The sequence below is a fragment of the Mycobacterium sp. P4_H6 genome, from assembly GCF_056400845.1.
The window spans coordinates 85,196-111,398 of record NZ_JBFUKN010000003.1; the positions used below are offsets into that span (position 1 = coordinate 85,196).

The 26,203-nt window shown below is 66.8% G+C and carries 23 protein-coding genes and 1 pseudogene; 14 read left to right on the forward strand and 10 right to left on the reverse strand.

Annotation, left to right across the window (positions count from 1 at the left end; genetic code table 11):
• The first annotated feature begins 47 nt into the window (after positions 1-47).
• Positions 48-1,313, forward strand: coding sequence for a cytochrome P450 (locus AC1DTF_RS02205; protein WP_477472868.1), 1,266 nt, complete (start codon positions 48-50; stop codon positions 1,311-1,313).
• Here AC1DTF_RS02205 and AC1DTF_RS02210 read toward each other — a convergent pair.
• On the reverse strand, positions 1,310-2,143 hold the full coding sequence (locus AC1DTF_RS02210) for an NAD-dependent protein deacetylase (RefSeq protein WP_057169618.1): 834 nt from the start codon (positions 2,141-2,143) through the stop codon (positions 1,310-1,312). The two genes, AC1DTF_RS02205 and AC1DTF_RS02210, sit on opposite strands and share 4 nt — an antisense overlap.
• Positions 2,144-2,194: 51 nt before the next feature.
• On the opposite strand from AC1DTF_RS02210, the gene AC1DTF_RS02215 reads away from it, so the two are divergent.
• On the forward strand, positions 2,195-3,124 hold the full coding sequence (locus tag AC1DTF_RS02215) for a phosphotransferase (protein WP_477472869.1): 930 nt from the start codon (positions 2,195-2,197) through the stop codon (positions 3,122-3,124).
• A gap of 34 nt (positions 3,125-3,158) precedes the next feature.
• Positions 3,159-5,231, forward strand: coding sequence for an NAD(+) synthase (locus AC1DTF_RS02220; protein ID WP_477472870.1), 2,073 nt, complete (start codon positions 3,159-3,161; stop codon positions 5,229-5,231).
• 2 nt (positions 5,232-5,233) lie between these two features.
• Here the strand turns inward: AC1DTF_RS02220 and AC1DTF_RS02225 are convergent, their stop codons facing one another.
• Positions 5,234-6,046 carry an enoyl-CoA hydratase/isomerase family protein gene (locus AC1DTF_RS02225; protein ID WP_477472871.1) on the reverse strand — a complete coding sequence of 271 codons (813 nt, stop codon included), beginning with the start codon at positions 6,044-6,046 and terminating at the stop codon, positions 5,234-5,236.
• Between the two features lie 32 nt (positions 6,047-6,078).
• Positions 6,079-6,930, reverse strand: a complete 852-nt coding sequence (locus tag AC1DTF_RS02230; RefSeq protein ID WP_477472872.1) for a ribokinase — start codon at positions 6,928-6,930, stop codon at positions 6,079-6,081.
• A 166-nt stretch (positions 6,931-7,096) separates the two neighbouring features.
• Here AC1DTF_RS02230 and AC1DTF_RS02235 point away from each other — a divergent pair, with 166 nt between their 5' ends.
• The 8 genes from AC1DTF_RS02235 to AC1DTF_RS02270 all read left to right on the forward strand — a co-directional run bounded on the left by AC1DTF_RS02235 (position 7,097) and on the right by AC1DTF_RS02270 (position 14,021).
• Positions 7,097-8,344 carry a glutamate-5-semialdehyde dehydrogenase gene (locus tag AC1DTF_RS02235; protein ID WP_477472873.1) on the forward strand — a complete coding sequence of 416 codons (1,248 nt, stop codon included), beginning with the start codon at positions 7,097-7,099 and terminating at the stop codon, positions 8,342-8,344.
• A gap of 23 nt (positions 8,345-8,367) precedes the next feature.
• Positions 8,368-9,252, forward strand: coding sequence for an AAA family ATPase (locus AC1DTF_RS02240; protein ID WP_477472874.1), 885 nt, complete (start codon positions 8,368-8,370; stop codon positions 9,250-9,252).
• Positions 9,252-10,697 carry a vWA domain-containing protein gene (locus tag AC1DTF_RS02245; RefSeq protein ID WP_477472875.1) on the forward strand — a complete coding sequence of 482 codons (1,446 nt, stop codon included), beginning with the start codon at positions 9,252-9,254 and terminating at the stop codon, positions 10,695-10,697. Before AC1DTF_RS02240 ends, AC1DTF_RS02245 begins: the two co-directional genes overlap by 1 nt.
• A gap of 68 nt (positions 10,698-10,765) precedes the next feature.
• Positions 10,766-11,410 (forward strand): nicotinate-nucleotide adenylyltransferase, encoded by a 645-nt coding sequence (gene nadD / locus AC1DTF_RS02250; RefSeq protein WP_477472939.1) that lies wholly within the window; start codon positions 10,766-10,768, stop codon positions 11,408-11,410.
• A complete protein-coding gene (gene rsfS / locus AC1DTF_RS02255; protein WP_057169626.1) occupies positions 11,407-11,793 on the forward strand; it encodes a ribosome silencing factor in 387 nt (128 codons plus the stop codon). The genes nadD and rsfS overlap by 4 nt, the downstream gene beginning before the upstream one ends.
• On the forward strand, positions 11,790-12,446 hold the full coding sequence (gene gpgP, locus AC1DTF_RS02260) for a glucosyl-3-phosphoglycerate phosphatase (RefSeq protein ID WP_057169627.1): 657 nt from the start codon (positions 11,790-11,792) through the stop codon (positions 12,444-12,446). Before rsfS ends, gpgP begins: the two co-directional genes overlap by 4 nt.
• A complete protein-coding gene (octT, locus tag AC1DTF_RS02265) occupies positions 12,436-13,185 on the forward strand; it encodes a diglucosylglycerate octanoyltransferase (protein WP_477472876.1) in 750 nt (249 codons plus the stop codon). Before gpgP ends, octT begins: the two co-directional genes overlap by 11 nt.
• Positions 13,182-14,021, forward strand: a complete 840-nt coding sequence (locus AC1DTF_RS02270; protein WP_477472877.1) for a DegV family protein — start codon at positions 13,182-13,184, stop codon at positions 14,019-14,021. The genes octT and AC1DTF_RS02270 overlap by 4 nt, the downstream gene beginning before the upstream one ends.
• Before the next feature lie 42 nt (positions 14,022-14,063).
• Here AC1DTF_RS02270 and AC1DTF_RS02275 read toward each other — a convergent pair.
• The 3 genes and pseudogenes from AC1DTF_RS02275 to AC1DTF_RS02285 form a co-directional block, all read right to left on the reverse strand.
• Positions 14,064-14,384 (reverse strand): annotated as a pseudogene (locus tag AC1DTF_RS02275) (dihydrodipicolinate reductase); the annotation flags it as partial.
• A gap of 121 nt (positions 14,385-14,505) precedes the next feature.
• Positions 14,506-16,227 carry an FAD-dependent oxidoreductase gene (locus tag AC1DTF_RS02280; protein ID WP_477472878.1) on the reverse strand — a complete coding sequence of 574 codons (1,722 nt, stop codon included), beginning with the start codon at positions 16,225-16,227 and terminating at the stop codon, positions 14,506-14,508.
• The gene (locus AC1DTF_RS02285; RefSeq protein ID WP_477472879.1) at positions 16,224-17,465 is read right to left on the reverse strand and encodes an MFS transporter; all 1,242 of its coding nucleotides are present in this window, start codon (positions 17,463-17,465) and stop codon (positions 16,224-16,226) included. The genes AC1DTF_RS02280 and AC1DTF_RS02285 overlap by 4 nt, the downstream gene beginning before the upstream one ends.
• 271 nt (positions 17,466-17,736) lie before the next feature.
• On the opposite strand from AC1DTF_RS02285, the gene AC1DTF_RS02290 reads away from it, so the two are divergent.
• Genes AC1DTF_RS02290 through AC1DTF_RS02300 form a run of 3 tightly spaced genes read left to right on the forward strand, consistent with a single transcriptional unit; the run spans position 17,737 to position 20,425 of the window.
• A complete protein-coding gene (locus AC1DTF_RS02290; protein WP_477472880.1) occupies positions 17,737-18,600 on the forward strand; it encodes a sugar phosphate isomerase/epimerase family protein in 864 nt (287 codons plus the stop codon).
• Positions 18,597-19,358, forward strand: coding sequence for an SDR family NAD(P)-dependent oxidoreductase (locus AC1DTF_RS02295; RefSeq protein ID WP_477472881.1), 762 nt, complete (start codon positions 18,597-18,599; stop codon positions 19,356-19,358). Before AC1DTF_RS02290 ends, AC1DTF_RS02295 begins: the two co-directional genes overlap by 4 nt.
• A gap of 41 nt (positions 19,359-19,399) precedes the next feature.
• Positions 19,400-20,425: a LacI family DNA-binding transcriptional regulator gene (locus AC1DTF_RS02300; RefSeq protein WP_477472882.1), complete on the forward strand. Its 1,026-nt coding sequence runs from the start codon at positions 19,400-19,402 to the stop codon at positions 20,423-20,425.
• Between the two features lie 385 nt (positions 20,426-20,810).
• Here the strand turns inward: AC1DTF_RS02300 and AC1DTF_RS02305 are convergent, their stop codons facing one another.
• The 4 genes from AC1DTF_RS02305 to AC1DTF_RS02320 all read right to left on the reverse strand — a co-directional run bounded on the left by AC1DTF_RS02305 (position 20,811) and on the right by AC1DTF_RS02320 (position 26,144).
• Positions 20,811-22,187, reverse strand: a complete 1,377-nt coding sequence (locus tag AC1DTF_RS02305; RefSeq protein ID WP_477472883.1) for an MFS transporter — start codon at positions 22,185-22,187, stop codon at positions 20,811-20,813.
• A 78-nt stretch (positions 22,188-22,265) separates the two neighbouring features.
• Positions 22,266-23,762 (reverse strand): NAD-dependent succinate-semialdehyde dehydrogenase, encoded by a 1,497-nt coding sequence (locus AC1DTF_RS02310; protein ID WP_477472884.1) that lies wholly within the window; start codon positions 23,760-23,762, stop codon positions 22,266-22,268.
• A complete protein-coding gene (locus AC1DTF_RS02315; protein WP_477472885.1) occupies positions 23,759-24,880 on the reverse strand; it encodes an alcohol dehydrogenase catalytic domain-containing protein in 1,122 nt (373 codons plus the stop codon). Before AC1DTF_RS02315 ends, AC1DTF_RS02310 begins: the two co-directional genes overlap by 4 nt.
• Before the next feature lie 460 nt (positions 24,881-25,340).
• Positions 25,341-26,144, reverse strand: a complete 804-nt coding sequence (locus tag AC1DTF_RS02320) for an N-acyl homoserine lactonase family protein (RefSeq protein WP_477472940.1) — start codon at positions 26,142-26,144, stop codon at positions 25,341-25,343.
• Positions 26,145-26,203: the final 59 nt, after the last annotated feature.

Below are 26,203 nucleotides of genomic sequence, written 5' to 3' on the forward strand. Positions count from 1 at the left end.
CGGCATCATCTTGACTAGACACGCTGTCTAGACTTATTGTCGCAAACATGACTGTGTCACCGATCACAACCGCTCGGCGCTCATATGACCCCATCGACATCTCGTCGAAGGTGTTCTGGGCGACCACGGCTGCTGAGCGAGAGAAGTCCTTTGCTCAACTGCGGGCGCAACGACCGGTGAGCTGGCACCGGCCGGTCGAGGAGACGCTCCTGCCCGACCCCGAGGATCCCGGCTATTGGGCCGTCACGCGCCATGCCGACATCCAGGCCGTGAGTCGCGACAGCGAGACGTTCCTGTCCGGGAAGGGCGTGCTGTTCGACACCGTGCCCGAAGAGCTGCTGGAGGCCTCGCAGTCGTTCCTGGCCATGGATGCGCCGCGGCACACGCTGATCCGCAAGGTGGTGCATTCGGCGTTCACACCGCGGCAGGTGGCCCGGATCGAAACCTCGATCAAGGCCAATGCCCGCGCGATCGTCGAGGAGCTCAAGGCCGCAGGCAGCGGGGTCGATTTCGTCGACCAGTGCGCCAAGGAACTTCCGATCCGCACGCTCTCGGACATGGTGGGCATCCCGGAATCAGAGCGCCAGCAGGTCGCCCACGCTGCCGATGCGTTGGTGTCCTGGGCCGATCCGATCTACCTGGACGGCCGCAATGCACTGGAAGTACTGATGACCAACCAGTTCTACCTGCATCAGGTCGCTCAGGCGCTGGCCGCCGATCGCCGGGAGACCCCGGGCAACGATCTGATCAGTGCGCTGGTACACGCCGAGGTCGACGGGGACCGGCTCACCGACGCCGAGGTGTCGGCGTTCTTCGTGTTGCTGGCGGTCGCCGGTAACGACACCACCCGACAGGCCAGCAGCCACGCGCTGAAGGCGCTCACCGACTTCGGTGACCAACGGGCTTGGCTGATGGAGGATTTCGATGACCGCATCGGCGGCGCAGTCGAGGAGTTCGTGCGGTGGGCCAGCCCGGTGATGACGTTCCGGCGCACCGCCGCCGTCGACGTCGAACTCGGCGGCCAGCAGATCGCGGCCGGTGACAAGGTCGTCATGTTCTACGCATCGGGCAACTGGGACACCGAGGTCTTCGACCGCCCCGAACGGTTCGACCTCAACCGGAAACCCAACGCCCATCTGAGTTTTGGCGGCGGCGGACGGCACTTCTGCCTGGGCGCGCATGTGGCCCGGACGCAGCTTCGGGCGTTGTTCGGTGAGCTGCTGAACCAGTTGCCGGATATCGCCGCCGGTGAACCCGCCTACCTGCAGGGCAATTTCGTGCACGCCATCCGGGCCATGCCCTGCACTTTTTAGCCTGTCGGCGTGGATGCGAGCTCGCCGGCGAGCAGCGTCAGCAGCTCCGAGCAGCCCGCCTCCAGCTTCACCGTGGCCAGCGCGTCACCGCGGGTGGGTCCGCGGTTGATGATGGCGATCGGCATACCCGCGGCGGCCGCATGCCGGACGAACCGGTAGCCGGAGAACACCGTCAGCGACGAGCCCGCGACCAGCAGGGCATCGGCGGCGTCGACCAGTGAAAAAGCTTGCTGCACACGCTCCTTGGGCACGCTCTCGCCGAAGTAGACGATATCGGGTTTGAGCATGCCGCCGCAGCGCGGGCAGTCGAGATACCGGAAGCTGGAGGTGTCGTCCACCACGGCGTCCGCGTCGGGGGCGACTGCGATACCGCCCACCTGTTCGGCACGTTCGGCGAACCCCGGGTTGAGCGCCTCCAGTTCGTCGGCCAGTGCCTCGCGGGACATGGTGCGCCCGCAGTTCAGGCACACGACCTGGGCGTAGGTGCCGTGCAGGTTGACCACGTGCGTGCTGCCGGCCTTCGTGTGCAGCAGGTCGACATTCTGGGTGATCAGCCCCGTCACCACCCCGGCGGACTCCATGCGTGCCAGCGCGCGGTGGCCGGCATTGGGAACGGTATCGTCCATGTGGCGCCAGCCGAGATGATTACGCGCCCAGTAGCGCTGCCGGAACACCGGGTCGGAGCGGAACTGTCCGATCGTCATGGGATTGCTGGGCGGGGAATCGGGCCCACGGTAGTCGGGGATTCCCGAATCGGTGGACATCCCCGCACCGGTGAGGACCGCCACCCGGCATCCGGTCAGAGCCGCGACCAATTCGGGAGCATCCACCTCATCGAGGATAGGCGCGTCCAGCCCATCGACGCATGGCATGGTGGCCCCATGGCGTGGTTCTCACCCGATCAGCTGGCCGATCGCTGCCGGCGCGCCGCGGCGGCGGCTCTGGCGGCCGGTCGTGCGCTCGGACTGCAGGCCGAGTCCGCGACCGTCCTGCACGACGTGTTCTCGGTCGTGGTGCGACTGGATCCGACTCCCGTGGTGGCGCGGGTGCCGGTGGTGCTGCCGCAGGGTTACACGCCGGACCTGCAGCACGCCCGTCAGCAGCGTGAACTCGACGTGGTCGCCTGGCTCGACGCCCAGGGTGTGCCGGTCGTACCACCCAGCCCGCTGGTGCCGCGGACCCCGGTGCGCCACGACGGATTCCCGATGACGTTCTGGGAGTTGGCCGACGTGGCACCCGATCACGAGCCCTACTTCGGTGTGGCCATCACCAAGAGCGCCGAACTGCACGCCGGGCTCTCCGGGTACCGCGCGCCGCTACCGTTCCTCGCGCCGTTCAACGAGGCGGCGCCGGGCATGTTCGCCGCACTCGAGGAGTCCGAGCTGTTGAGCTCCGCCGACATCGACCGGGCTCGTGCCGAATACGCCGCGTTGCGCACGGAGCTCTGCGACCCGGCCGCGTTCGCCGCGCGGCATCCCGGTGTCACGGTGCAGGCCGTGCAGGGAGATGGCCCGTCACACAACGTCATCCGCACCACCAACGGCATCAAGTTCTCCGATTTCGAGGACGTGTCACTCGGTCCCGTCGAATGGGATCTGGCGATGCTGGGCCCCGAAGCGGTCGCCGAGTACGACGCCGCCGCGGTCCGGCTCGGGCTGCGGCCCACCGATCCGCAGGTGCAACGCCTCATGGACACGGCCCGCGCCATGCAGTTCATCAGCTGTGCGACGTTGGTGCCCCAGCTGCCCGTGCTGGCAGATGGGCTGGCCTCGGTGATTGCGAGCTGGCGGGCATCGGCGCCCCTGACCTGACCTGAGTTGTTGCGCGCAATGCCAGAATGGCCGGGTGGACTTCTACTCCGCCTACCGACACGGCTTCGTCCGCGTGGCCGCCTGTACACACCACACCGCCCTGGCCGATCCGGCTGCCAACGCCGAATCGGTGCTGCGGCTGGCCCGGGAATGCCATGACGAGTCCGTCGGGCTGGCGGTGTTCCCGGAACTGACGCTGAGCGGCTACTCGATCGAGGACATCCTGCTGCAGGACACCCTGCTCGACGCCGTCGAAGACGCGCTGGCCACCGTGGTCGCCGCATCCGCGGATCTGCTGCCGGTGCTGGTCATCGGCGCACCGTTGCGGCACCGCAACCGGGTCTACAACACCGCCGTGGTGATTCACCGCGGTGCGGTGCTCGGAGTGGTGCCCAAGTCCTACCTGCCGAACTACCGCGAGTTCTACGAGCGTCGGCACTTCGCGCCCGGTGACGGGGTGACCGGAACGATCCGGCTCCACGGGGACGCCGGGGCGAGCGGAGCGACGGGGGCCAGTGATGTGCCGTTCGGGTCCGATCTGCTGTTCGCCGCCGCCGACCTCCCGGACTTCGTGCTGCACGTCGAGGTCTGCGAGGACATGTGGGTGCCCGTGCCGCCGAGCGCGCAGGCGGCTCTGGCCGGTGCGACGGTGCTGACCAACCTGTCCGGCAGTCCGATCACCATCGGCCGGGCCGATGACCGCAAGCTGCTGGCCCGCTCGGCGTCCTCGCGGTGCCTGGCCGCCTACGTCTATGCCGCTGCCGGTGAGGGTGAGTCGACCACTGACCTGTCCTGGGACGGGCAGACGATGATCTACGAAAACGGGGTGCTGCTCGCCGAGTCCGAACGCTTCCCCAAGGGGGAGCGGCGCAGCGTCGCCGATGTCGACGTCTCGATGCTGCGCGGCGAGCGGTTGCGGATGGGCAGTTTCGACGACAACGCCCGTGCGCACCGCGGCACCGTGGACGCGTTCCGCACGGTCGAGTTCACCCTCGACCCGCCCGACGGTGATATCGGGCTGCGCCGTCAGGTGGAGCGGTTCCCGTTCGTACCGTCGGATCCCACTCGGCTGCAACAGGATTGCTACGAGGCCTACAGCATCCAGGTCGCCGGCCTGGAGCAGCGGCTACGCGCACTGAACTTCCCCAAGATCGTGATCGGCGTCTCCGGCGGACTGGACTCCACCCACGCCCTGATCGTCGCCGCTCGCGCGATGGACCGGGAAGGCCGGCCGCGCAGCGACATTCTCGCGTTCACCATGCCGGGGTTCGCGACCGGTGATCGCACCAAAGGCAACGCCATCGCGCTCAGCCGGGCACTGGGGGTGACGTTCGCCGAGATCGACATCCGGGAGACCGCACAGCTCATGCTCATCGAGATGGACCACCCGTTCGGCCGTGGCGAGAAGGTCTACGACGTCACCTTCGAGAACGTGCAGGCCGGGCTGCGCACCGACTACCTGTTCCGGCTGGCCAACCAGCGTGGCGGCATCGTGCTGGGCACCGGCGATCTCTCCGAGCTGGCGCTGGGCTGGTCCACCTACGGCGTCGGTGACCAGATGTCGCATTACAACGTCAACGGCGGTGTGCCGAAGACGTTGATCCAGCACCTGATTCGGTGGGTCATCTCATCGGGTCAGTTCGACGATGCGGTCGACGAGGTGCTCCAGTCGGTGCTCGACACCGAAATCACCCCGGAGCTCGTGCCCACCGGCGAGGACGAAGAGATCCAGAGCAGCGAGGCCAAGGTGGGGCCCTATGTGCTGCAAGATTTCTCGTTGTTCCAGGTGCTGCGCTTCGGATTCAGTCCGTCGAAGGTGGCGTTCCTGGCCTGGCACGCGTGGCACGACGCCGAACGTGGGCACTGGCCGCTGGGCTACCCGCTGGACAAACGGCCCGCCTACTCCCTCAAGGAGATCCGGCGCTGGTTGCAGGTCTTCGCGCAGCGCTACTACTCGTTCTCCCAGTTCAAACGATCGGCGCTGCCCAACGGTCCCAAGGTCTCGGCCGGTGGTGCGCTGTCGCCGCGCGGCGACTGGCGGGCACCCTCGGACATGTCCGCCCGCATCTGGCTCGACGAGATCGAGCGCAACATTCCGGAGAGTTAGTCCTACAACCGGCCGTCGACACGAAGGTCGGGGTGCACCCAGTCGGGGGAGCGGCGCTCCTTGAAGGCCACGAAACCCTGGCGCGCCTCGGGTCCGCTGTAGCTGGCCTTCATGCCGATGCGGTCGAACAGACCCAGGTAGTTGTCCAGGCTGGACTTGATCACCGAACGGGCCGCCGGGGCGGTCCGGCAGACCTGTGCCAGCACCTCTTTGGCCTCGGCGAGCAGATCGTCATGGGCCACCACCCTGGTCACCAGACCCCACTCGAGGGCCTCGGCGGCGGTCAGGACGCGGCCGGTGAACATCAGGTCGCGGGTGCGCACCGGGCCGATGAGCCGGGCCAGCATCTGGCTGTAGTAGGTGTCGGCGATCCCGCGGAACAGTTCGGGTACCCGGAAGGTCGCGCGGTCGCTGACCACCGCCATATCGCTGCACAGCGCGATCTGCATGCCGCCGCCCTGGGCCAGGCCGTTGACCGCCGACACCACCGGCTTGACCGATTGGCGCAGCGACTCGAACGGCGTCACATCCATCGACAGCGCCGAGCCCCACGTCATCCAGTCATCGGAACCGTCACCGCCGCCCAGATCGCCGCCGGGGGCGAAGACGTCGCCGGTTCCGGTGATCAACAGGCCGGCCAGGTCGGGATCGGTCTCGACATGACTGATCGCGTACCGGATGCCGAAGTACATCGCAGGCGTCATCGCGTTGCGCGCCTCAGGCCGGTCCAGGCGCACCACCCCGAACGGGCCCTGCCGCTCGAATTTCAGGAACGGGGTACCGAGCCAGTCGCCCTCGGGCGGTCGCGGTGTCATGGCAGCCGACTATAACGGCAACTGTTGGTGGTTCAGTTCAGTGCATCCTCGATCGCCTCGTCATCGGGCGCGCAATCACCGGCCCCCGGGACCAGCGTCGCGAGCGCGCCCGCGGCGCACGCGCGGCGCAACGCGTGCGCGGGGTCGGCGGCCCAGCCCGCGGCCAGCACACCGGCGAAGACATCCCCGGCGCCGGTGGTGTCCACTGCCTCGACGGCCGGGGCGGCGACCCGGGCCTCCCCGTCGGCGCTGCGGTGCACGGCTCCTCGTGCGCCGAGCGTGGTGACCAGGTGGGGCACCGGCCAGTCCCAGCGCTGCGCCTCGTCCTCGTTGACGATCACGACGTCGGTGACCTCGGCCAGCTGCGCCAGCGCGGCCGGGTCGGCGCCCACCRGGGAGGCGTTGAGCAGCACCGCCGCGCCGGYGCCCCGGGCGACCCGGGCCGCGGCGAGCGCGGTGCCGATGGGAATCTCCAACTGCATGAGCAGCACCTCGCAGCCGGCGACCAGATCGCGCAGACGCGGCGAGCTCAGACTGAGATGTCCGTTGGCACCCGGCGCCACCACAATCACGTTCTCGGCGTGCGCATCCACCACGATGCTCGCTGTCCCGCTGGGCACCGGCAGCGCGATGACACCGCCGACGTCGACCCTGTTGGCTTCGAGATGGGCACGCAGCGCCGCACCGGTGTCGTCCTCGCCGACCGCGGCCACCAGCACCACATCGGCGCCGGCGCGGGACGCGGCGACGGCCTGGTTGCCGCCCTTGCCGCCGGGGGACCGGGCCATCGAGGAGGCCAGCACCGTCGCGCCGGGCGCAGGCAGTGCCTGCACGGCGAAAACGAAGTCCATGTTCACGCTGCCCACCACACACACCCGCGCCACGCGCTCACCGTAGTCACCATCGGCGTCCCATGGGCGAGATCGAACTGAGGGTCGTCCAGGCCCGTGATCGAAGAAGAAATCGCAACCCTGTGTTCGATCTCGCCCCTGGGGTGACCTCGCGGGACCCCACCGGGCTGGACCCGGGGATGCCCGATACCCTGGCTTAATGAGTGTGCAGACACCTGTCACGACCGACCTGCGGCAGCAGGTCCACGATGCTGCGGCGGCCGCCCGGATCGCGGCTCGCGCGCTGGTCACCCTGAGCACCGTCGCCAAGAATCGCGCGCTGCATGCCGCCGCCGACGCCGTGCTGTCCCACGCGCACGACATCCTGGCCGCCAACGCCGAGGACCTGGATGCCGCGCGTGCCGCGGGCACCGCCGAATCGATGCTGGATCGCCTCGCCCTGAACCCGCAACGCATCGACGGGATCGCCGCCGGGCTGCGCCAGGTGGCCGGCCTGCCCGATCCGGTGGGTGAGGTGCTGCGCGGCAGCACCTTGCCCAACGGCCTGCAGCTACGCCAGCAGCGGGTGCCCCTCGGCGTGGTCGGCATCGTCTACGAGGGCCGCCCCAATGTCACCGTCGACGCCTTCGGGCTCACCCTGAAATCCGGCAACGCGGTGCTGCTGCGCGGGAGCTCGTCGGCGGCACGCTCGAACGCGGCGCTGGTGTGGGCGCTGCGCGAGGCCCTGGTCGCCGAGGGGCTGCCCGCCGACGCGGTGCAGCTGCTGCCCAGCGCGGACCGGTCCAGTGTCACCCATCTGATCCAGGCCCGCGGACTCGTCGATGTCGTGATCCCGCGCGGCGGCGCCGGATTGATCGCCGCGGTGGTCCGCGACGCCACCGTGCCCACCATCGAAACCGGCGTCGGCAACTGTCACGTCTTCGTGCACGCCGCGGCCGATCTCGATGTGGCCGAACGCATCCTGCTGAACGCCAAGACCCGGCGGCCCAGCGTCTGCAACGCCGCCGAGACCCTGCTGGTGGACAGGTCCGCCGCCGACACCGCGCTGCCCCGGCTGCTCAACGCGCTGCAGGACGCCGGGGTCACCGCGCACCTCGACCCCACCGACGAGGAGTTGCGCGCGGAATTCCTGTCCATGGACATCGCGGTGCAAATCGTCGACGGCGTCGACGGCGCCATCGAGCACATCAACGAATACGGCACCGGCCACACCGAGGCCATCGTCACCACCGAACTTGCTGCCGCGCAACGGTTCACCGAGCAGGTCGATGCGGCCGCGGTGATGGTGAACGCGTCGACCGCCTTCACCGACGGTGAGCAGTTCGGCTTCGGCGCCGAGATCGGCATCTCCACCCAGAAACTTCACGCCCGGGGGCCGATGGGGCTTCCCGAACTGACCTCCACCAAATGGATCGTGTGGGGCGACGGCCAGACCCGCCCCGCCTGAACACCGCTGCGAAAAGAGAACATGTGAGCCTCCCTGCCCGCCCGGCCCCGCTGTTCGCCGATATCGACGATGTCGCCAAGCGGCTCGCCGAAACCGGCTACCTACCCGACAAGGCCACCGCCACTGCCGTTTTCCTGGCCGACCGGCTCGGTAAGCCGCTGCTGGTGGAAGGTCCCGCCGGCGTCGGAAAGACCGAACTGGCCCGCGCCGTCGCGCAGACCACCGGATCGGAACTGGTTCGCCTGCAGTGCTATGAGGGCGTGGACGAGGCACGTGCCCTCTACGAGTGGAACCACGCCAAACAGATCCTGCGGATCCAGGCCGGAACCGCGGGCACCGGCGACTGGGACCAGACCAAGACCGACGTGTTCAGCGAGGAGTTCCTGCTGAGCCGTCCGCTGCTGACCGCGATCCGGCGCACCGAGCCGACCGTGCTGCTCATCGACGAGACCGACAAGGCCGATATCGAGATCGAGGGCCTGCTGTTGGAGGTACTCTCCGATTTCGCGGTCACCGTGCCCGAACTCGGCACCATCAAGGCCGAACGCACCCCGTTCGTGCTGCTGACCTCCAATGCCACCCGCGAGTTGTCCGAGGCGCTCAAACGGCGTTGCCTGTTCCTGCACATCGACTTCCCCGACCCCGATCTGGAACGGCGCATCCTGCTGTCCCGGGTGCCCGAGCTGCCTGAGCGCATCGCCTCGGAGCTGGTGCGGATCATCGGTGTGATGCGCGGCATGCAGCTCAAGAAGGTGCCCTCGGTGGCCGAGACGATCGACTGGGGCCGCACGGTGCTGGCACTGGGCATGGACACCATCGACGACGAACTGATCGCGGCGACGCTCGGAGTGGTCCTCAAGCACCAGTCCGATCAGGTCAAGGCGGCCGGCGAGCTCAGGCTGAACTGATGGTCTCCCGCCGGACCCGCCCGCCGCAGCCGCTGGCCCCCAACGGAATCCCCGGACACCTGGTGGAGTTCGTGGAGGCGTTGCGCGGTGTGGGCATCGCGGTGGGTCCGTCGGAGACGGTGGACGCCGGCCGGGTGATGACCGTGCTCGGGCTGGGCGACCGGGAAGCCCTGCGCGAAGGCCTGGCGTGCGCGGTGCTGCGCCGCGCCGACCATCGCGACACCTACGACGCCATGTTCGACCTGTGGTGGCCGGCCGCGTACGGCGCGCGGACCGTGATCGACGAGGAACCCGATCCCGAGGCCGGCCCGGAGGGGATGCCGCCCGACGACATCGATGCGATGCGCGCGGCACTGATCGACATGCTGGGCCCCGACAGCGATCTGGAGAACCTCGACGACCGGTTGGCCGCCATGATCGCCCGGATCGTGGAGGCCTACGGACGGTACAACTCCAGCCGCGGCCCCTCGTACTCGTCGTATCAGGCACTCAAGGCGATGGCGCTGGACGAGCTGGAAGGACGCCTGCTGGCCGGGTTGCTCGCGCCCTACGGCGAGGAGCCGACTCCGACCCAGGAGGAGATCGCCAAAGCGATGGCCGCGCAGCGTGTTTCGCAGCTGCGCCGGATGGTGGAGGCCGAGACCAAGCGGCGCACCGCCGAACAGCTGGGCCGCGACCACGTGCAGATGTACGGCGTGCCGCAGCTCGCCGAGAACGTGGAGTTCCTGCGCGCCTCCGGTGAACAGCTGCGCCAGATGCGCAAGACCGTTCAGCCGCTGGCCCGCACGCTCGCCACCCGGCTGGCTGCCAAGCGACGGCGGTCCGCGCACGGCCAGATCGATCTGCGCAAGACGCTGCGCAAGTCGATGTCGACCGGCGGCGTACCCATCGAAGTCGTCCTCAAGAAGCCACACCCGGCCCGGCCGGAACTCGTGGTGCTCTGTGACGTCTCGGGCTCGGTGGCCGGTTTCAGCCACTTCACGCTGATGCTGGTGTCGGCACTGCGCCAGCAGTTCTCCCGGGTGCGGGTGTTCGCCTTCATCGACACCACCGACGAGGTGACCCACATGTTCGGGCCGGACGCCGACCTGGCCGTCGCCGTGCAGCGCATCACCCGCGAGGCCGGCGTCTACACCCGCGACGGGCACTCCGACTACGGGCACGCGTTCGTGTCGTTCGCGCAGAACTTCCCCAACGTGCTGTCGCCGCGTTCCTCGCTGCTCATCCTCGGTGACGCCCGCAACAACTACCGCAACCCCGAGACCGAGCTGCTGACCCGGATGGTCAACGCCAGCAGGCACGCGCACTGGCTGAACCCCGAACCCAGGCACCTGTGGGGCAGCGGCGACTCCGCCGTCCCGCGCTACACCGACCTGATCCCGATGCACGAATGCCGGTCGGCCAAGCAGCTTGCCGCGGTGATCGACGCCCTGCTGCCGGTCTGACCCGTCGGCACGTTCGAGCGGCCCCGAACACTGCCGTAAGCTGGCTCTTCGTGGCAGCACGGCGCAGGTTGGGTGTGATGGGTGGGACGTTCGATCCCGTGCATCACGGACATCTCGTGGCCGCCAGTGAAGTGGCCGATCAGTTCGAGCTCGACGAGGTCGTCTTCGTGCCGACCGGGCAGCCCTGGCAGAAGCGCGAACGCCACGTCACCGCCGCCGAGGACCGCTACCTGATGACGGTCATCGCCACCGCGGCCAACCCGCGGTTCTCGGTGAGCCGGGTCGACATCGAACGCGGCGGCGCCACCTACACCAAGGACACCCTGCGCGATCTCGCCGCCCAGAATCCCGACACCGACCTCTACTTCATCACCGGCGCGGACGCGCTGGCCTCGATCCTGTCCTGGCAGAACTGGGAGGAACTGTTCTCCCTGGCCCGTTTCGTCGGGGTGAGCAGGCCCGGCTACGAACTCGACGGCGAGCACATCGCCGAGGCCATGAAGGAACTGCCCGAAAACGCCCTCACCCTGGTGGAGGTACCCGCATTGGCGATCTCGTCGAGTGACTGCCGGCTGCGTGCCCAGCAGTCCCGGCCCATCTGGTACCTGGTGCCCGACGGCGTCGTGCAGTACGTGTCCAAACGCAACCTCTACCCCGCATCGGCGGGCAGGGGCGCAGCGACCGGGGACAACAAACAGGAGACACCTTCATGACCGCCACCCAGGAAGCCATCGAGATGGCCACCGTCGCCGCCCGCGCCGCCGCGGACAAGCTCGGCAACGACGTCCTCGTCATCGACGTATCCGAACAGTTGGTCATCACCGACTGCTTCGTGATCGCCTCGGCGTCCAACGAACGTCAGGTCAACGCGATCGTCGACGAGATCGAGGACAAGATGCGCGCCGCCGGGCACAAGCCCGCGCGCCGCGAGGGCACCCGGGAAGGGCGATGGACCCTGCTCGACTACGTGGACATCGTGGTGCACGTCCAGCACACCGACGAGCGCGAGTTCTATGCGCTGGAGCGGTTGTGGCGGGACTGCCCGGTCGTGCCGGTGGATCTCGAAGCCGGTGACGCGCCGCAGGACGGCGAGTGAGCGTGCGCCGGCTGGTGCTGTTGCGCCACGGCCAGACCGAGTGGAACGCCGGCAGCCGGATGCAGGGCCAGCTCGACACCGATCTGACCGACCTGGGGCGCGAGCAGGCCAATGCGGCGGCCGAGGTGCTGGCCAAGCGCCAGCCCCTCGTCATCGTGTCCTCGGATCTGCGTCGTGCCCTGGACACCGCCACCGCACTCGGCGAGCGGTCCGGCGTCGAGGTGTCCGTCGATGAACGGCTGCGCGAAACCCATCTGGGCGACTGGCAGGGCCTGACCCACCTCGATGTCGACGCGGTGGCACCGGGTGCCCGGCTGGCCTGGCGCGATGACGCCCGGTGGGCCCCGCACGGCGGTGAGAGCCGGGTCGACGTGGCACAGCGCAGCGTCCCGCTGGTCACCGAAATCCTTGCCGCACAGCCGGGCTGGGGTGCAGACGAGCCCGATCGCCCGGTGGTGCTGGTGGCGCACGGCGGACTGATCGCCGCGCTGACGGCCGCACTGCTGGATCTGCCGGTGGACAACTGGCCGGTGCTGGGCGGTATGGGCAATGCCAGTTGGGCGCAGCTGTCCGGCCACGATGTGGGCGACACCATCAAGTGGCGCCTGGACGTGTGGAACGCCTCGGCGCAGGTGGCCAACGATGTCCTCTGACAGCCCCCGCCGGAAGACACTGCTGGTCTTCTGCGATTCGTTGTCCTACTACGGCCCGACCGGCGGACTGCCCGCCGACGATCCCAGGATCTGGCCGAATATCGTTGCCGAGCAACTCGGTTGGGATGCCGAACTGATCGGCCGGATCGGGTGGACCTGCCGCGACGTGTGGTGGGCGGCGACCCAGGACCCGCGTTCCTGGGCGGCTCTGCCGCGCGCCGGAGCGGTGATCTTCGCGACCTGCGGCATGGATTCGCTGCCCTCGCCGCTGCCCACCGCGGTGCGCGAACTGATCCGTTACGTCCGGCCGCCGTTCCTGCGCCGGTGGGCCCGCGACGGTTACGGCTGGCTCCAGCCGCGACTGTCCCCGGTGGCGCGGCCGGCGCTGCCCCCGCACCTCAGCGTGGAGTACCTGGAAATGACCAGGGCCGCCTTGGATTTCAACCGACCCGGGTTGCCCGTGGTCGCCACCATTCCCTCGGTGCACATCGCCGAGACCTACGGCAATTCGCACCGGTGGCGTGAACCCATCGTCAAGGCCATCACCGGTTGGGCCGACGAGCATCAGGTGCCCGTGGTGGATCTGAAGGCCGCCGTCGGTGCGGAAGTGATGAGCGGGCGGGGCAACCCCGACGGCATCCACTGGAACTTCGAAGCGCACGCCGCGGTGGCCGACCTGATGCTCAAGGGTCTCGCCGAAGCCGGTGCGTACCAACCGGACACCTCCGACCGGTCATGACCGTCCAGGTGGTGACGGATTCGTCGTCACGGCTCAGTCTGGACGAACTCAAGCAGTGGTCGATCCGCCAGGTGCCGCTGCATGTCCTCGTCGACGACCTCGACCTGCGCGACGGCATCGACGACATTCCCAACGACGTGTTCGACCGCGGCCAGGTGACGACCTCGGGGGCCTCACCGGCAGACCTGGCGCAGGCCTACCGGGAGGCATTGGCCGACAGCGACGGTGACGGTGTGGTCGCGGTACATCTGTCGGCGGCACTGTCCAGCACGTTCAGTTCCGCCGCGGCGGCCGCCAGGGAATTCGGTTCGGCTGTGCGCGTGGTGAACACCCGGTCGGCGGCCATGGGGGTCGGGTCCGTCGCACTGGCCGCGGCGCGCGCGGCCGCGACCGGCGCCGAACTCGACGCCGTCGAAGCCACGGCCCGCGCCGCCGTCCCACGGGGGCACGTGTTCATCGTCGTGCACCGCCTGGACAACCTGCGCCGCAGCGGGCGCATCGGCACCGCGGCCTCCTGGCTGGCCACCGCGTTGTCGGTCAAGCCGCTGCTGCACCTGGACGTCGACGGCCGGCTGGTGCTGGCGCAGCGGGTACGCACCGTGTCCAAAGCGCATGCCGCCATGGTGGATTCGATCGCCGAGGTGGTGGGGGAGCGCTCCGCCTCGATCACCGTGCACCACGTGGACAACCACGATGCGGCCGCTGAGCTGGGTGCGGCGCTGACCGCGCGGCTACCGCAGCTGCAGTCGCTGACGGTGCGCGATATGGGTGCGGTGCTGGCCGTCCACGTGGGTGCCGGCGCCGTCGGGGCGTGCGTCAGCCTCGCCGAGACCTAACCGGCGAAGCGATCGGTCACCGGCGGCAGATCCTTGAGGGTGGCTGACGACRTTGCGGTCGCCGACCCAGCCGCGGTGATAGCCGAGCACGCYGGCGACGGTGCCCTTCGGGATCGTCATGAAACCGAGGTCGGAGTCGCCGGTCGCGGCGGTGAAGGTGACGTCGAAGGTCATCCGGTCCAACCTCGCGCCGATCGCGTCGGCCATCATTGCCGCGGATTCGGCGAACACCTCACTTTCCCGGCGCACGCTCTCGGCCAGCCCCGGGGTGTCCGGGTCCTGCGAGAATCCCATGGCGGTCTGGGTTTCCGCGGATTCGTAGGTCGAGCAGTCCACCGACTCGGTGATCCTGATCTCGTCGATTGCCGTTAATCCACTGGATGACACGCAGGGGAACCGGCGGCGTGACGAGCGGAGCAGCGGGTTGGGGCGCAGTGGTCCTCGGTTGACACCATGTTGCGAGTGATCACCGGTGTAGCCCGGGTCACATCGCGGATCGACCGGCGGGCTGGGACTGCGTGGCGTGCTCTGCAGCGATATACCCGAACGTCATGGCGGGCCCGATGTTGATTCCTCCGGCGGGGTAGTGCCCGCCCATGACACTGGATTGATCCGATCCGACGGCGTAGAGGCCCGGTATCGGGACATCGGCGTCATTGAGGACGCGGGCGGACGCATCGGTGACCACGCCGGCGAAAGTGCCGAAACTGCCGGGGACCACCTTGACGGCGTAGAACGGCCCCTTGTCCAAGGGAGCAAGCGACGGATTCGGGAACGGATTGTCCGGGTCGCCTGAGCCTCGGTTGAAAGGTGTTTCGCCGCGGTGAAAGTCCGGATCCATGCCGCGTCGGGCGTGTTCGTTGAACGCCGCAATGGTGGACTGCAGGTTCCCGGCATCGATTCCACACTTGCGTGCCAAGTCGGCTATGGTGCGACCCCGCTTGAGGTATCCCGACCTCAGATAGGGCCAGACCGGTATGGGGCGTGGTTTCGACATCCCCAGCGGGTACAGGCGCTGGAACCGGTGGTCACACACGAGCCAGGAAGATACTTCCTGTCCCGAAGGGACGGCGTCGATCATCGCCCTGGTGTAGTCGTGATAGCCGTCGGCTTCATTGACGAATCGCCTGCCGGATGCCAGTACACCGATGACCCCTGGCTTTCCGCGATCGAGAATGTGCGGAAAGACCCCGGTCCTGCCATTGCGGTATGGGACCAAGGAGACCGGGCAATACGCGGCCGCCGAGGCGACACTGGTGTCGAGTCGGCCTCCGACCGACTCGGCGAGAGCGATTCCGTCGCCGTCGGCAGTGTCGGGGGCAAGGGTCCAATGTTCACGCCCGGTGGGCGTGCGCGGAAAATACTGCCTGCGCATCTCGAGGTTGCCGGGGAAGCCGCCGGTGGCGAGCACGACACCGCGTGCGGCGTGGACGGTGACCGGTCCCTCGGGTCCGTCGAGACGGGCGCCGACGACTGACCCCGTGTCGTCTGTGATGAGCGAACGCGCCGGCGACGAGACCCGGATATCGACTCCCAACTCGTCGGCCGACGCCATCAGGCGACCGATCAGGGCGGTTCCATTGACAAGCTGCATGCTCTTACGCCTGGTCGCCATGTCGACGATATGACGACTGACGCGACGGGCTGCGTGGCCAAAAGCGTTGGGGGACCGCGTGGCATGGAGGAAAGCTTGCAGGTCTGGCCCGGCCATGATGCCCATACCCAGGAACGAGGTTTCATAGAGCTGCCAGCGCATCTTCTTCCGGACCGCCGCGGGAATCGTGTAACCGTCGATGGGTTTCGGCGCCACGGAACGGTGCCCGGTTCCCGCTCCCGGTGTGCCGCCGTAGATATCGGCGATACCGGTCCCGGGCACGAACTGCAGCCGTGTCTCGTCGTGGAAGAACTCGACCATGCGTGGTGCATTCGCAAGGAAGGCACCGACTTTCGCGGCGTCGAAGTTCGCTCCCAGCCGATGCTTGAGATACGTCCGCGGTGATTCGACATCCTCGCGCACACCATCGGCGACGGCCAGCGGATTGCGCGGAGCCCACATCCAGCCGCCGGACCATGCGGTCGCACCGCCGCAGACCTCCGATTTTTCGGCGACAACCACCTTGGCGCCCCGGTGGGCTGCGGTGACCGCCGCGGAAAGCCCGCCGGCCCCGGCGCCGATGACCAAGAGATCGCAGACAATGTCGGTCATCGTTCGCCCTGCCCGGTCCATTTGTACGACCACAGCGAGGTGAGAAGCGCCGTGAGGCAGGCAGCGGCCAGTAGAGCTGCGACCGGGAACCAGTTGCCGCTGCCGGCAAGGAGACTGGTCGCGATCAGTGGCACGAAACCGCCGATGGCCCCGGCCACTGCGTAACCGAAACCCGCTCCGCTGTAACGAATCCGCGCATCGAACATATCCGTGAACCAGGTTTGTTGTACCGAGGTCGAAATGTTGTGTCCGAGATTGATCAGGATGAAGAAGCCGAGAATCATCATCGGAATCGACCCGTCATCCAAGGCGCGGAAGAACGGTATTCCTGCGGCCGCGGCACACAGCGGTCCGACGACATAGAACCAGCGTGCGCCGACCCGGTCGGCGAGGAGACCCCACAACGAAGTGGCCGGCACCGCCAGGACCAACGCCACCATCGACGCTGTCAACACACTGCTCGGCGGGGTGTCGGTGTAACTCTTGACGTACACCAACGAGAACGTGAACCCGAGGTAGAACGTGCTCTGATCGACCAGTCGCATGCCGATGATCGCGAGGATCTGTTTGGGACTGGTCCGCAGCGCTTCCAGCAGCGGGGCAGCTTGTTTCTTCTTCGTTCGCTCGAGTTCGGCGAACTCCCTGGATTCTGGGACACCGCTACGTATCCACAGCCCTACGAGGGCGAACAAGATGCTGATCAAAAATGGCAGACGCCAGCCCCAGGACTGAAATTGCTGTTCATCGGTCAACGTGGTGACGAGCGAAAACGCCAACGTGCCCAATAACAGGCCCAGGAAAGACCCGATCTGCACTCCGCTGGCGACGAAGTTGCGCTTGTTCTTCGGGGCGTTCTCGACCGCCATCAAGGCTGCACCTCCCCACTCGCCACCCACCGCGATGCCCTGTACCGAGCGCAACAGGATCAGCAGTATCGGGGCGGCGATGCCGATCGTGGCGTAAGTGGGCAGCAGGCCGATCGCGGTACTGGCGATACCCATCACCAAAATGGTGATCACCAGCATCTTTCGACGCCCCACCCGGTCCCCGAAGTGGCCGAAGATCGCACCGCCGATCGGGCGGAACACAAAGCCGACCGCAAACGAACCCAGGGAGGCGAGCGTGCCTACGGTCGGGTTCTCATTGGGGAAGAAAAGCGGTCCGAAGACCAGTGCGGCGGCGGTGCCGTACAGGAAGAAGTCATACCAGTCGACAATGGCACCGACCGTGCTGGCCATGGCCGCGCGGCGTGAGCGGGCCTTGTTCGACGAGCCGGCGTCATCATCAGGTAGAGCATCCCGAACTGTCATCGGAATCGCCTCCGGCGCTGGACTATTCGAAGAGTTCACGGGTTTTCGCTTTCGTCGGGTGGTGCTGGAGTGGGGGTAGTCACTTGCGGCGACGGAACCGCGATGATTGAATGACTACGTAGTCAAGATGTGATTCACAGCATAGGTAGGACGTGGCCTGTGCGTCAACTGCCAAACTCATACCGCGCGAAGGATGCCCATGACACGACCCATCGGGTTGGCTCACCTATCAGCTCTACACCTATCTCCACCCGAGCTGGTCGGCGTTGCGGCCGACTGCGGTTTCGCCTCCATCGGCGTTCGAGTGCATCCTGCGACGGCGTCGGAGACCAGGTACCCCATGAATGAGCGCTCGCCGATGGCGGCGCAGACTGTCGAGCGACTTGCCGACGTGGATCTGAGCGTGTTCGACGTGGAGGTTTTCACCCTCGACGGCAGCCGCGGCCGCGAAGATTGGCTGCCGGTCCTCGCGGCGGGTTCTTATCTCGGGGCCCGGGCACTCAATGTGATCGGTGGTGACGAACAACGAAATCGGCTGATCGACGACCTGGCCGCCTTGGTTCGGGATGCGTGCGAATTCGGCATCACTCCGATGATCGAGCCGATTTCCTATCAGAAGGTCGATACGTTCGGTGCGGCCGTCTCTGTCGCGGAACAGACGGGGTGCGCCATCATGCTCGATGTCCTGCACTTCGTTCGCGCGGGTGGGTCGATCGACGACCTGGCGTCGGCTCCGGCGGGGACGGTTCAGCTCATCCAACTATGTGACGGACCCGCCGTCGTCCCTCATCACCCCGCGCCGCCACGCATGCCGCTCGGCCAGGATACTCATGGGTCTGACCGTCAGATCGAGTCGCGCGCAAAGCGTCTCGCTCCCGGCGCGGGCGACTTCCCRCTGCGTGAAATCATTGCCCAGCTGCCCGGTGTGCCGATCAGCGTCGAAGTCCCTGACGTTCCCTTCGTCGAAAAGTGGGGAACCGGAACGCACCTGGAACGCCTCATGACGTCCACGCGACACCTTGTTGCCACCCTCGATACCGAACAAAGGAATGTGCTGCAATGACCGCACTCGCCGCCGCAGACCCGTCGATTTTCTATGCCGGCCGATTCGCCGGACGCGTCATCCTGGTTACCGGGGCCGCGGGCGGATTGGGTTCGGCCACCGTCGAACGGCTCATCCGTGAGGGTGCGTCGGTGGTCAGCACGGATATCGCCGTCACCGACGAGGACAGTGCGGGCGGCTGCAACTGGACGCTCGATGTGACGGATCGCGCGGCATGGGACGAGACCGTGAGCCGAGTATTGGCCGTTCACGGCCGAATCGACGGTGCTCTGTTCGCACATGGGATCCAAGGGCCGGAGACATCGATTCCGTCGATGGCGTTCGAGGGATGGTCCAAGACCATGAGTGTCAATCTCGACGGCTGCTTTCATGGACTGGCAGCTCTGATCCCGGTTCTGGTCGCGCAGGGGTACGGCAGGGTGGCGGTGCTGTCGTCGATCTCGGCGCGTGAGGGCAATCCGTTCCAGGCTGCCTACTCCGCCTCGAAAGCCGCTGTGGTGTCTCTTGTCAAGACCGCCGCCAAGGAGGTGGCACGCGACAATGTGACGGTCAACGCCATCGCTCCATCGTTGATGCAGACTCGAATGCTGGAAGACCTCAGCCCCGAGCGCAACGCCGCTCTGCTTTCCCGGGTACCGATGGGCCGCGTGGGTGCCACGGCGGAGTTCTCGGCCCTCGCGACGTGGCTGTTGTCCGCGGAGGCAAGTTACATGACCGGCCAGACGCTGGATCTCAGTGGAGGCCGCAACACGGCCTGACGGCCGGCGCCGTGGCCAGCCGAAGACGATAGGATGAGCACGTGGTGACGAGCGTCGACCTTGCTGCCTACTTGGGATTGAGCCAGTCGACAGTCTCGCGTGTCATGCGCGGCGACCCAGCCGTGACCGAGCGGACCACCGAACGGGTACTCGCCGCCGCGCGGGAGCTCGGATACGTGCCCAACTCCGCCGCGCGCAGCTTGGTCACCAAGCGTTCCAGGGCAATTGGGGTCGTGGTTGCAGATCTGAAGTCGCCCTTCTACCCGACGGTGGTCGACGCCATCCAGCATCGGTTGACCCACGCCGGATACCGCATGGCGCTTATTCGGGATCCTGATGTTCCCAAGGAACTCGACAGCGTCGACGTTCTCGATCCGGCAACCGTTGACGGAATGATCTTCGTTTCGGCCCGAAAGCAATCGCGCACGGTCCGCAAAGTCCTCGAACGGAGCACCCCGGTCGTGCTGCTGAGTCGTAACGACCCGACGCTGGACCTGGAGGCGGTGCTCTCCGATGACGAGGGTGCCGGAGAAATGGTCATCGACCACTTGGCCGAGTTGGGCCATCGTCAGATCGCCATACTGTCGGTTCCCCGCGACCGGACCAATGGTGCCGCCCGTGAGGACGGCGCTCGTCGCGCGCTCAAACGACGCGGTATCGCGTTACCCAAGAATTACGTCCGGCGCGCTGAACTGACGCACGAACACGGCGTGCGAATGGCCACCGAACTACTGTCGCTTGGACGCCCGCCGTCGGCGATCTTCTGCGTCACCGACGAATTGGCGTTCGCAGCTCTGGACGCGGCCGCCCGTCTCGGGGTCCCGGTGCCGGAACGACTTTCGGTGGTCGGGTTCGACGACTCGCCACAAGCCGACTGGGCGATGATCAACCTGACCACCGTCCATCAACCGATCGACGATATGGCCGGCGAAGCCGTTCGATTGCTTCTGGCCCGCATCGATCAAGGCATCCCAGAGCAACCGGGTGCGCGAGTTTTTCCTGTCAGCTTGCGCGTACGGGGTACCACCGGGCCGGCTTCCGCGGGCGCCGCGATTAAAGATCCTTGAGTGCCGCGGCAGTGCCGGACAGGATGTCATCGGACAGACCGGCGTCGCCGACGGCTCGCGCCATGACGATCGCTCCCACCATCGCGCTGAGTGCCAGGCAGGCGCGTCGGCGATCACCGGCCGTGTCCGCGCTGGGGTCAATCCGGCGAGCAACTCGAGATACTGCTCGACTTGGCGACCGTAGGCGGCGCGGGACCGCGCTCTGGAGACGGTATTCGGGACGATGCACATCATCTTTGTTGTCAAGGTGCGGCCGCGGGAGCAAGGCGCCCTTCGGCGGAGATTCGCGCGGAAACAGTGCAAAAATGCTGTGGGAGTGCGCCTTCGGTCGTGAACGTGTGGGGTCCGGGACGCAGGGGAGTAAATCCACGATGGCCGAAGTCGCTCATGCGTGGGCCCGGGCCTTTTCGTTGGCGAGGATCCGGGCGTCGGCCTCGTCGATGGATTCGAGTGAGATGCCCTTGGTTTCCCGGGCGACGATGACGGCGACGCCGGTGATCAGGCAGGCCAGCGCCAGGTAGATGGCGATCGGAATGGACGAGTGGTATCTGCTGAGCAGCGTGGCCGCGATGATCGGCGCCAGCGAACCGGCGACGATCGACGTCACCTGGTAGCCGAGGGAGACACCCGAGTACCGCATGCGCGTCGGGAACATCTCGGCCATGATCGCCGGCTGGCCGGCATACATGAACGCGTGGAACACCAGGCCGATGATGATCGATCCGAGGATGACTGCGTTGTGCCCGCTGTTCATCATCGGGAAGGCGAAGAAGCCCCAGGTGGCTGCGGTCAGCGCGCCGATCATGTAGACGGGTCGGCGGCCGGTGGTGTCGGACAGGCGCCCGACGAGCGGGATCACCGCGAAGTGCACGGCGTGCGCAATCAGCATCCACCAGAGGATCTGCGCGGTGTCCGTGTGGACGACCACCTTGAGATAGGTGATCGAGAACGTCACCACGAGGTAGTACATGACGTTCTCGCCGAAACGCAGACCCATCGCCGTCAGCACGCCGCGTGGGTAACGCTTGAGCACCTCGAAGACACTGAACGATGTCTCCTTGACGTGCTCGGCTTCCCTTTGCGCCTGGATGAAGATCGGGGCGTCCGTCACCTTCGTGCGGATGTAATAGCCGACGAGGACGATCACGGCCGACAGCCAGAACGCCACGCGCCAGCCCCAGCCGAGGAACGCCGAATCGGACAGTGTCGTCGTCAGGATCAGTAGGACGACGGTCGCGACGAGATTGCCTGCGGGTACGCCAGCCTGCGGCCACGACGCCCAGAAGGCGCGGGACCGGTTCGGGCTGTGCTCGGCCACCAGCAGGACCGCGCCACCCCACTCGCCACCGACGGCGAATCCCTGGATGAACCGCAGCGCGACGAGCAGAACAGGAGCCCAGTAGCCGATCTGACCGTAGGTGGGCAGGCAACCCATCAGGAAGGTGGCCGCGCCGACGAGCACGAGACTGAACTGGAGCAGTTGCTTGCGGCCGAACTTGTCGCCGAAGTGACCGAACACGATGCCGCCGAGTGGCCGGGCGACGAAGCCGACGGCGTAGGTGGCGAACGCCGCGATGATCGCGTCGAGTTCGTTGCCGCCGGCCGCGAAGAACACCTTGCTGAACACCAGCGTCGCCGCGGTTCCGTAGAGGAAGAACTCGTACCATTCGACCACGGTGCCGGCCATGGATGCGCCGACCACCTTCTTGAGCCCCGATGGTGGGGCATCGATTTCGGGTTTCGGCTCGTTGTCGACGCTCATCGTGGATTTCCTTCTTTCGGATAGTGAGAAACGTTGTTGGACTTGAGTTGTCGTGCGTGCACCTCTACCGGATGTGGATCACAGTCCGGAGATGCCGACGTACATCGTCTCCAGGTATTCGTTGATTCCTTCGCTGCCGCCCTCGCGGCCGACGCCGGAGTGCTTCACTCCGCCGAAGGGCGCGGCGGGATTCGAGATCACACCCGAATTCAGGCCAAGCATCCCGGTTTCCAGACGCTCGGGGAGGCGCAGCGTGCGTCCTATGTCGCGTGTGTAGACGTATGCGACCAGACCGAACGGAGTCGCATTGGCCAAGGCAACGGCCTCGTCCTCGGTGCGGAAGGTGACGACCGGTGCCACGGGGCCGAAGATCTCGCTGGAGAGAATCTTCGCGTCGCTCGGTACCTCGGTCAGGATGGTCGGCTGGTAGAACCATCCGTCGCCCGGAACTGGGGAACCACCGGTAGCGACTTGGGCGCCCCGGCGCACTGCATCCTCGACCAGGGCCGCAACCTTGCCGCGGCTCTTCTCATCGATCAGCGGACCCAGATCCACACCTTCCTCGGTGCCGCGGCCGACGCGTTTGGCCTCGAAACGGGCGGCCAGGCGCTGCACGAACTCGCCGGCAACGTCCTCGTGCACGTAGAAGCGGTTGGCCGCGGTGCATGCCTGTCCGATGTTGCGTAGCTTCGCCGCGAGCGCGCCTTCGATCGCCGCGTCGACGTCCGCGTCCTCGAAGACCAGAAACGGTGCGTTGCCACCCAATTCCATCGACGTGCGCAGCACGTTGGCGGACGCCTGTTCGAGCAGCTTCTGGCCGACTGCCGTCGAGCCCGTGAACGACAGCTTCCGCAGCCGCGGATCGGCGATCAGCGGTCCTGCTGCAGCTCCCGCCTGCGTCGTGGGTATCACGTTGACCACGCCTGCGGGCACGCCGACTTCGTCGAGGATCTGTGCGAACAGCAAGGTCGTCAGCGGTGTGAGCTCCGAGGGTTTGACGACCATCGTGCATCCTGCTGCGAGCGCCGGGGCGATCTTGCGTGTCGCCATGGCGAGGGGGAAGTTCCACGGTGTGATCAGCAGGCAGGGCCCCACCGGCTTCTTCAGCACGAGCAGACGTGAGTTGCCGTCGGGTGATGTCGTGTACCGACCGTCGATGCGCACCGCCTCCTCGCTGAACCAGCGGAGGAACTCGGCGCCGTAGTTGACTTCACCTCTGGCCTCGGACAACGACTTTCCCATTTCCATGGAGATGAGAATCGCGAAGTCGTCAGCCCGGGCGAGGACCGCCTCGTACGCCTTGCGCAGCAACTCGCTGCGAACTCGCGGCGGCGTCGCTGCCCATTTCTCTTGTGCCGCAGCGGCTGCGCCCAGCGCGGCACGTGCGTCCTCCGGCGAGGCGTCGGCAACCGACACCAATACCTGGGCAGTGGAGGGGTCTTCCACCGGGAATCTCGAGCCGGTCGACGATTCACGCCATTCGCCGGCGAGGAACAGTCCCGTGGGGATCGTCGCGAGAAGTTCCCGCTCGCGTGGTGTCGTGTTCCGTTGCTGCCCAACGAGTTGTGCGGTCATGCGTTTACTCCGTTCTCGAACAGGATCACCTGGCGGACGGCGGCGCCATCGGCAAGGTTGTCCATTGCCTGGTTGATCTCGTCGAGCGTGATCGTCGAGGAGATGAGCACCTCGACCGGAAGCCGACCCTCACGCCATAATTGGGCGAAGATGGGGATGTCCCGTGAAGGAACGGCCGATCCGAGGTAGCTGCCGACGATCGTGCGTGCTTCCGCGGTGATCCCGAGCGGGGTGATGGTGGCCGTTGCCGTGGGCGCGGGCAAGCCGACAGTGATCGTCTTGCCGCCCATGCCAGTCACCTGTACCGCGGTTTCGAAGGCGCGGGCGTTGCCTGCCGCCTCGATGACGATCGGTGCCTTGAGGCCGGCCTCGATCGCTTCTCGTGGTGTGTACACGGCGGTCGCGCCCAGCTCGCGGGCGCGCTCCAGTTTGTCGGCAACGGCGTCGATGCCGATCACCGGGCCGTGCCCGAGCGACACCGCGGTGATCAGTGCGGCCATGCCGACACCGCCGAGCCCGACGACGACGACGGTGTCGCCCTCCTGCGGATCACCGGCGTTGATGACGGCGCCGCCCCCGGTAAGGACCGCACAGCCGAGGACGGCCGCAATCTGCGGTGGGATGTCGTCATCCACCGGCACGACGGAACGACGGTCGACCACCGCATGGTCGGCGAAGCCGGAGACGCCCAAGTGATGGTGTACGACCTCGCCGTCGCGATGCAGTCGGCGGCCTCCTGCGAGCAGTTCGCCCGCGTTGTTCGAGGCCGAACCGGGGGTGCAGGGCAGTCTTCCGTTGGTCCGACAGTTCGCGCACTCGCCGCATCGTGGCAAGAACGCCATCACGACCCGCTGGCCTGGGCGCAGGTCGTCCACTCCCGGCCCGACGTCGACCACCCGCCCCGCAGCCTCGTGCCCGAGGAGCATGGGGACGGGACGGACCCGGTTGCCGTCCACGACGGACAGGTCGGAGTGGCACAGCCCCGCGGCCTCGATCTTGACCAGAAGCTCGCCCGGTCCGGGCGGATCCAGATCGACCTCACGGAGGCGGATCGGCCGGGACTCGGCGTAGGGCCGCGACATGCCGATTTCCTCGAGTACGGCTCCGATGACCTTCACGCCGAATCACGCTCCTTTGCAGTGGGTTTCGATGTTGCGTGGCCGTCGCAGCGACTGCCCGCAGATGTCGCGAGCGCGCTAGCAACGGATGCCTGGATGTCGTCGCCCGCGCGGAGGGGGTTGTCGGCGAAGATCCCTTCGTGAGCGAGCACGGGGCGGCGGTCGCCGGCCAGCTCCGGGTTCCGCTCTTCGAGTGYCTCACGCTTACGGGCGAGCTCGTGCCAACGGGCAACGGTTTCCCTGTCGCCCTGCCTCACTGCCCGCCACGTGTTCGGCATTTGTTCGCGGCTGGGCCCCGCCTTCGCCATTCCGCCGATGTGCACGTTCGAGATTCGCCGTCGGGTAGCGCTGCCGCACACGACGCAGTCGGGTGCCGCGGAGTTCATACTCGGCAAGACATGCTCGAAACGGTGTCCGTTCGCGCAGCCGAAGTCGTAGAGAATCAAGTGCCAATACCCGTCTAGGTGTAGTAGCTGTCGGGCGCGAGCCGCAGTGTCTTGAACTGTGCGGCGTCGTGTCCGAAGATCACTTCCGCCCCGGTGCGGTCCGCGATACCGCGCAGCTTGTCCACCGACTCGAGCCAACGGACGTTGTCCCAGACGATCGCGGCGCCGGTGGCAGGCGGTCCCCAACTGTCGCCGAGGTACACCGCATCGGAGGTGAAGATCTTGGTGCCGTCGTTCTCGAGGTCCAGCTGCAACGACATGGTTCCCCATGTGTGACCAGGAGTGTGGATCACGTTCACGCCGGGAAGGATCTCGGCATCTCCGTGGACCGCTTCCAGATCCAGGCCGTCGTAATCGCTGACGATGTGCGCGCCGCTGGAGTATCCGGTGATGCCCCGTGCGCCTTCGATCTCGTCAGCTTGGGCGAGGATCCGCGTCTTCGGGTTGACGAACATCTTCGCGTTGGCGGCGTGATCGAAGTGCAGATGAGACAAGATCAGGATGTCGATATCGCCGGCGGTGAGCTCCAGGCTCGCCAGCGACGTGTCGAGGTAACCCGGCCCGTCCGCCGGATCGCTGACCGGAAAGAACTCGTGAAACCCGGTCGGTGCCCACCGCTGCTCCCAGTCGCGTGGGACTCCGGTGTCCCACAGAACCTTTCCCTCTGGGTGATCGATCAGCACGGCATGGGTGGGGCATTCTCCCCAGACCACCGGGTCGTTCTTGTGGTTCCGGTCGCGGATGGTGCGGCCACCCTTCAGCAGCAACCACGTCAAGTCCGTCTCCATGACGCCGGTGGAGAGGACGTGCACCTTCATATCGACCACTGCAATCTCCTTCACTTTTGTGGCGCCACTCACTCTGGCGGAAGATTGCG

What these genes read in the sequence shown, in the direction of transcription:
- AC1DTF_RS02280 (WP_477472878.1), bottom strand. Translation starts at nt 16,227, where the DNA reads ATGACCGACATTGTCTGCGATCTCTTGGTCATCGGCGCCGGGGCCGGC.
- AC1DTF_RS02295 (WP_477472881.1), top strand. Translation starts at nt 18,597, where the DNA reads ATGACCGCACTCGCCGCCGCAGACCCGTCGATTTTCTATGCCGGCCGA.
- AC1DTF_RS02245 (WP_477472875.1), top strand. Translation starts at nt 9,252, where the DNA reads ATGGTCTCCCGCCGGACCCGCCCGCCGCAGCCGCTGGCCCCCAACGGA.
- AC1DTF_RS02270 (WP_477472877.1), top strand. Translation starts at nt 13,182, where the DNA reads ATGACCGTCCAGGTGGTGACGGATTCGTCGTCACGGCTCAGTCTGGAC.
- AC1DTF_RS02225 (WP_477472871.1), bottom strand. Translation starts at nt 6,046, where the DNA reads ATGACACCGCGACCGCCCGAGGGCGACTGGCTCGGTACCCCGTTCCTG.
- AC1DTF_RS02305 (WP_477472883.1), bottom strand. Translation starts at nt 22,187, where the DNA reads ATGAGCGTCGACAACGAGCCGAAACCCGAAATCGATGCCCCACCATCG.
- AC1DTF_RS02205 (WP_477472868.1), top strand. Translation starts at nt 48, where the DNA reads ATGACTGTGTCACCGATCACAACCGCTCGGCGCTCATATGACCCCATC.
- rsfS (WP_057169626.1), top strand. Translation starts at nt 11,407, where the DNA reads ATGACCGCCACCCAGGAAGCCATCGAGATGGCCACCGTCGCCGCCCGC.
- AC1DTF_RS02215 (WP_477472869.1), top strand. Translation starts at nt 2,195, where the DNA reads ATGGCGTGGTTCTCACCCGATCAGCTGGCCGATCGCTGCCGGCGCGCC.
- AC1DTF_RS02310 (WP_477472884.1), bottom strand. Translation starts at nt 23,762, where the DNA reads ATGACCGCACAACTCGTTGGGCAGCAACGGAACACGACACCACGCGAG.
- AC1DTF_RS02235 (WP_477472873.1), top strand. Translation starts at nt 7,097, where the DNA reads ATGAGTGTGCAGACACCTGTCACGACCGACCTGCGGCAGCAGGTCCAC.
- AC1DTF_RS02320 (WP_477472940.1), bottom strand. Translation starts at nt 26,144, where the DNA reads ATGAAGGTGCACGTCCTCTCCACCGGCGTCATGGAGACGGACTTGACG.
- AC1DTF_RS02285 (WP_477472879.1), bottom strand. Translation starts at nt 17,465, where the DNA reads ATGGCCAGCACGGTCGGTGCCATTGTCGACTGGTATGACTTCTTCCTG.
- octT (WP_477472876.1), top strand. Translation starts at nt 12,436, where the DNA reads ATGTCCTCTGACAGCCCCCGCCGGAAGACACTGCTGGTCTTCTGCGAT.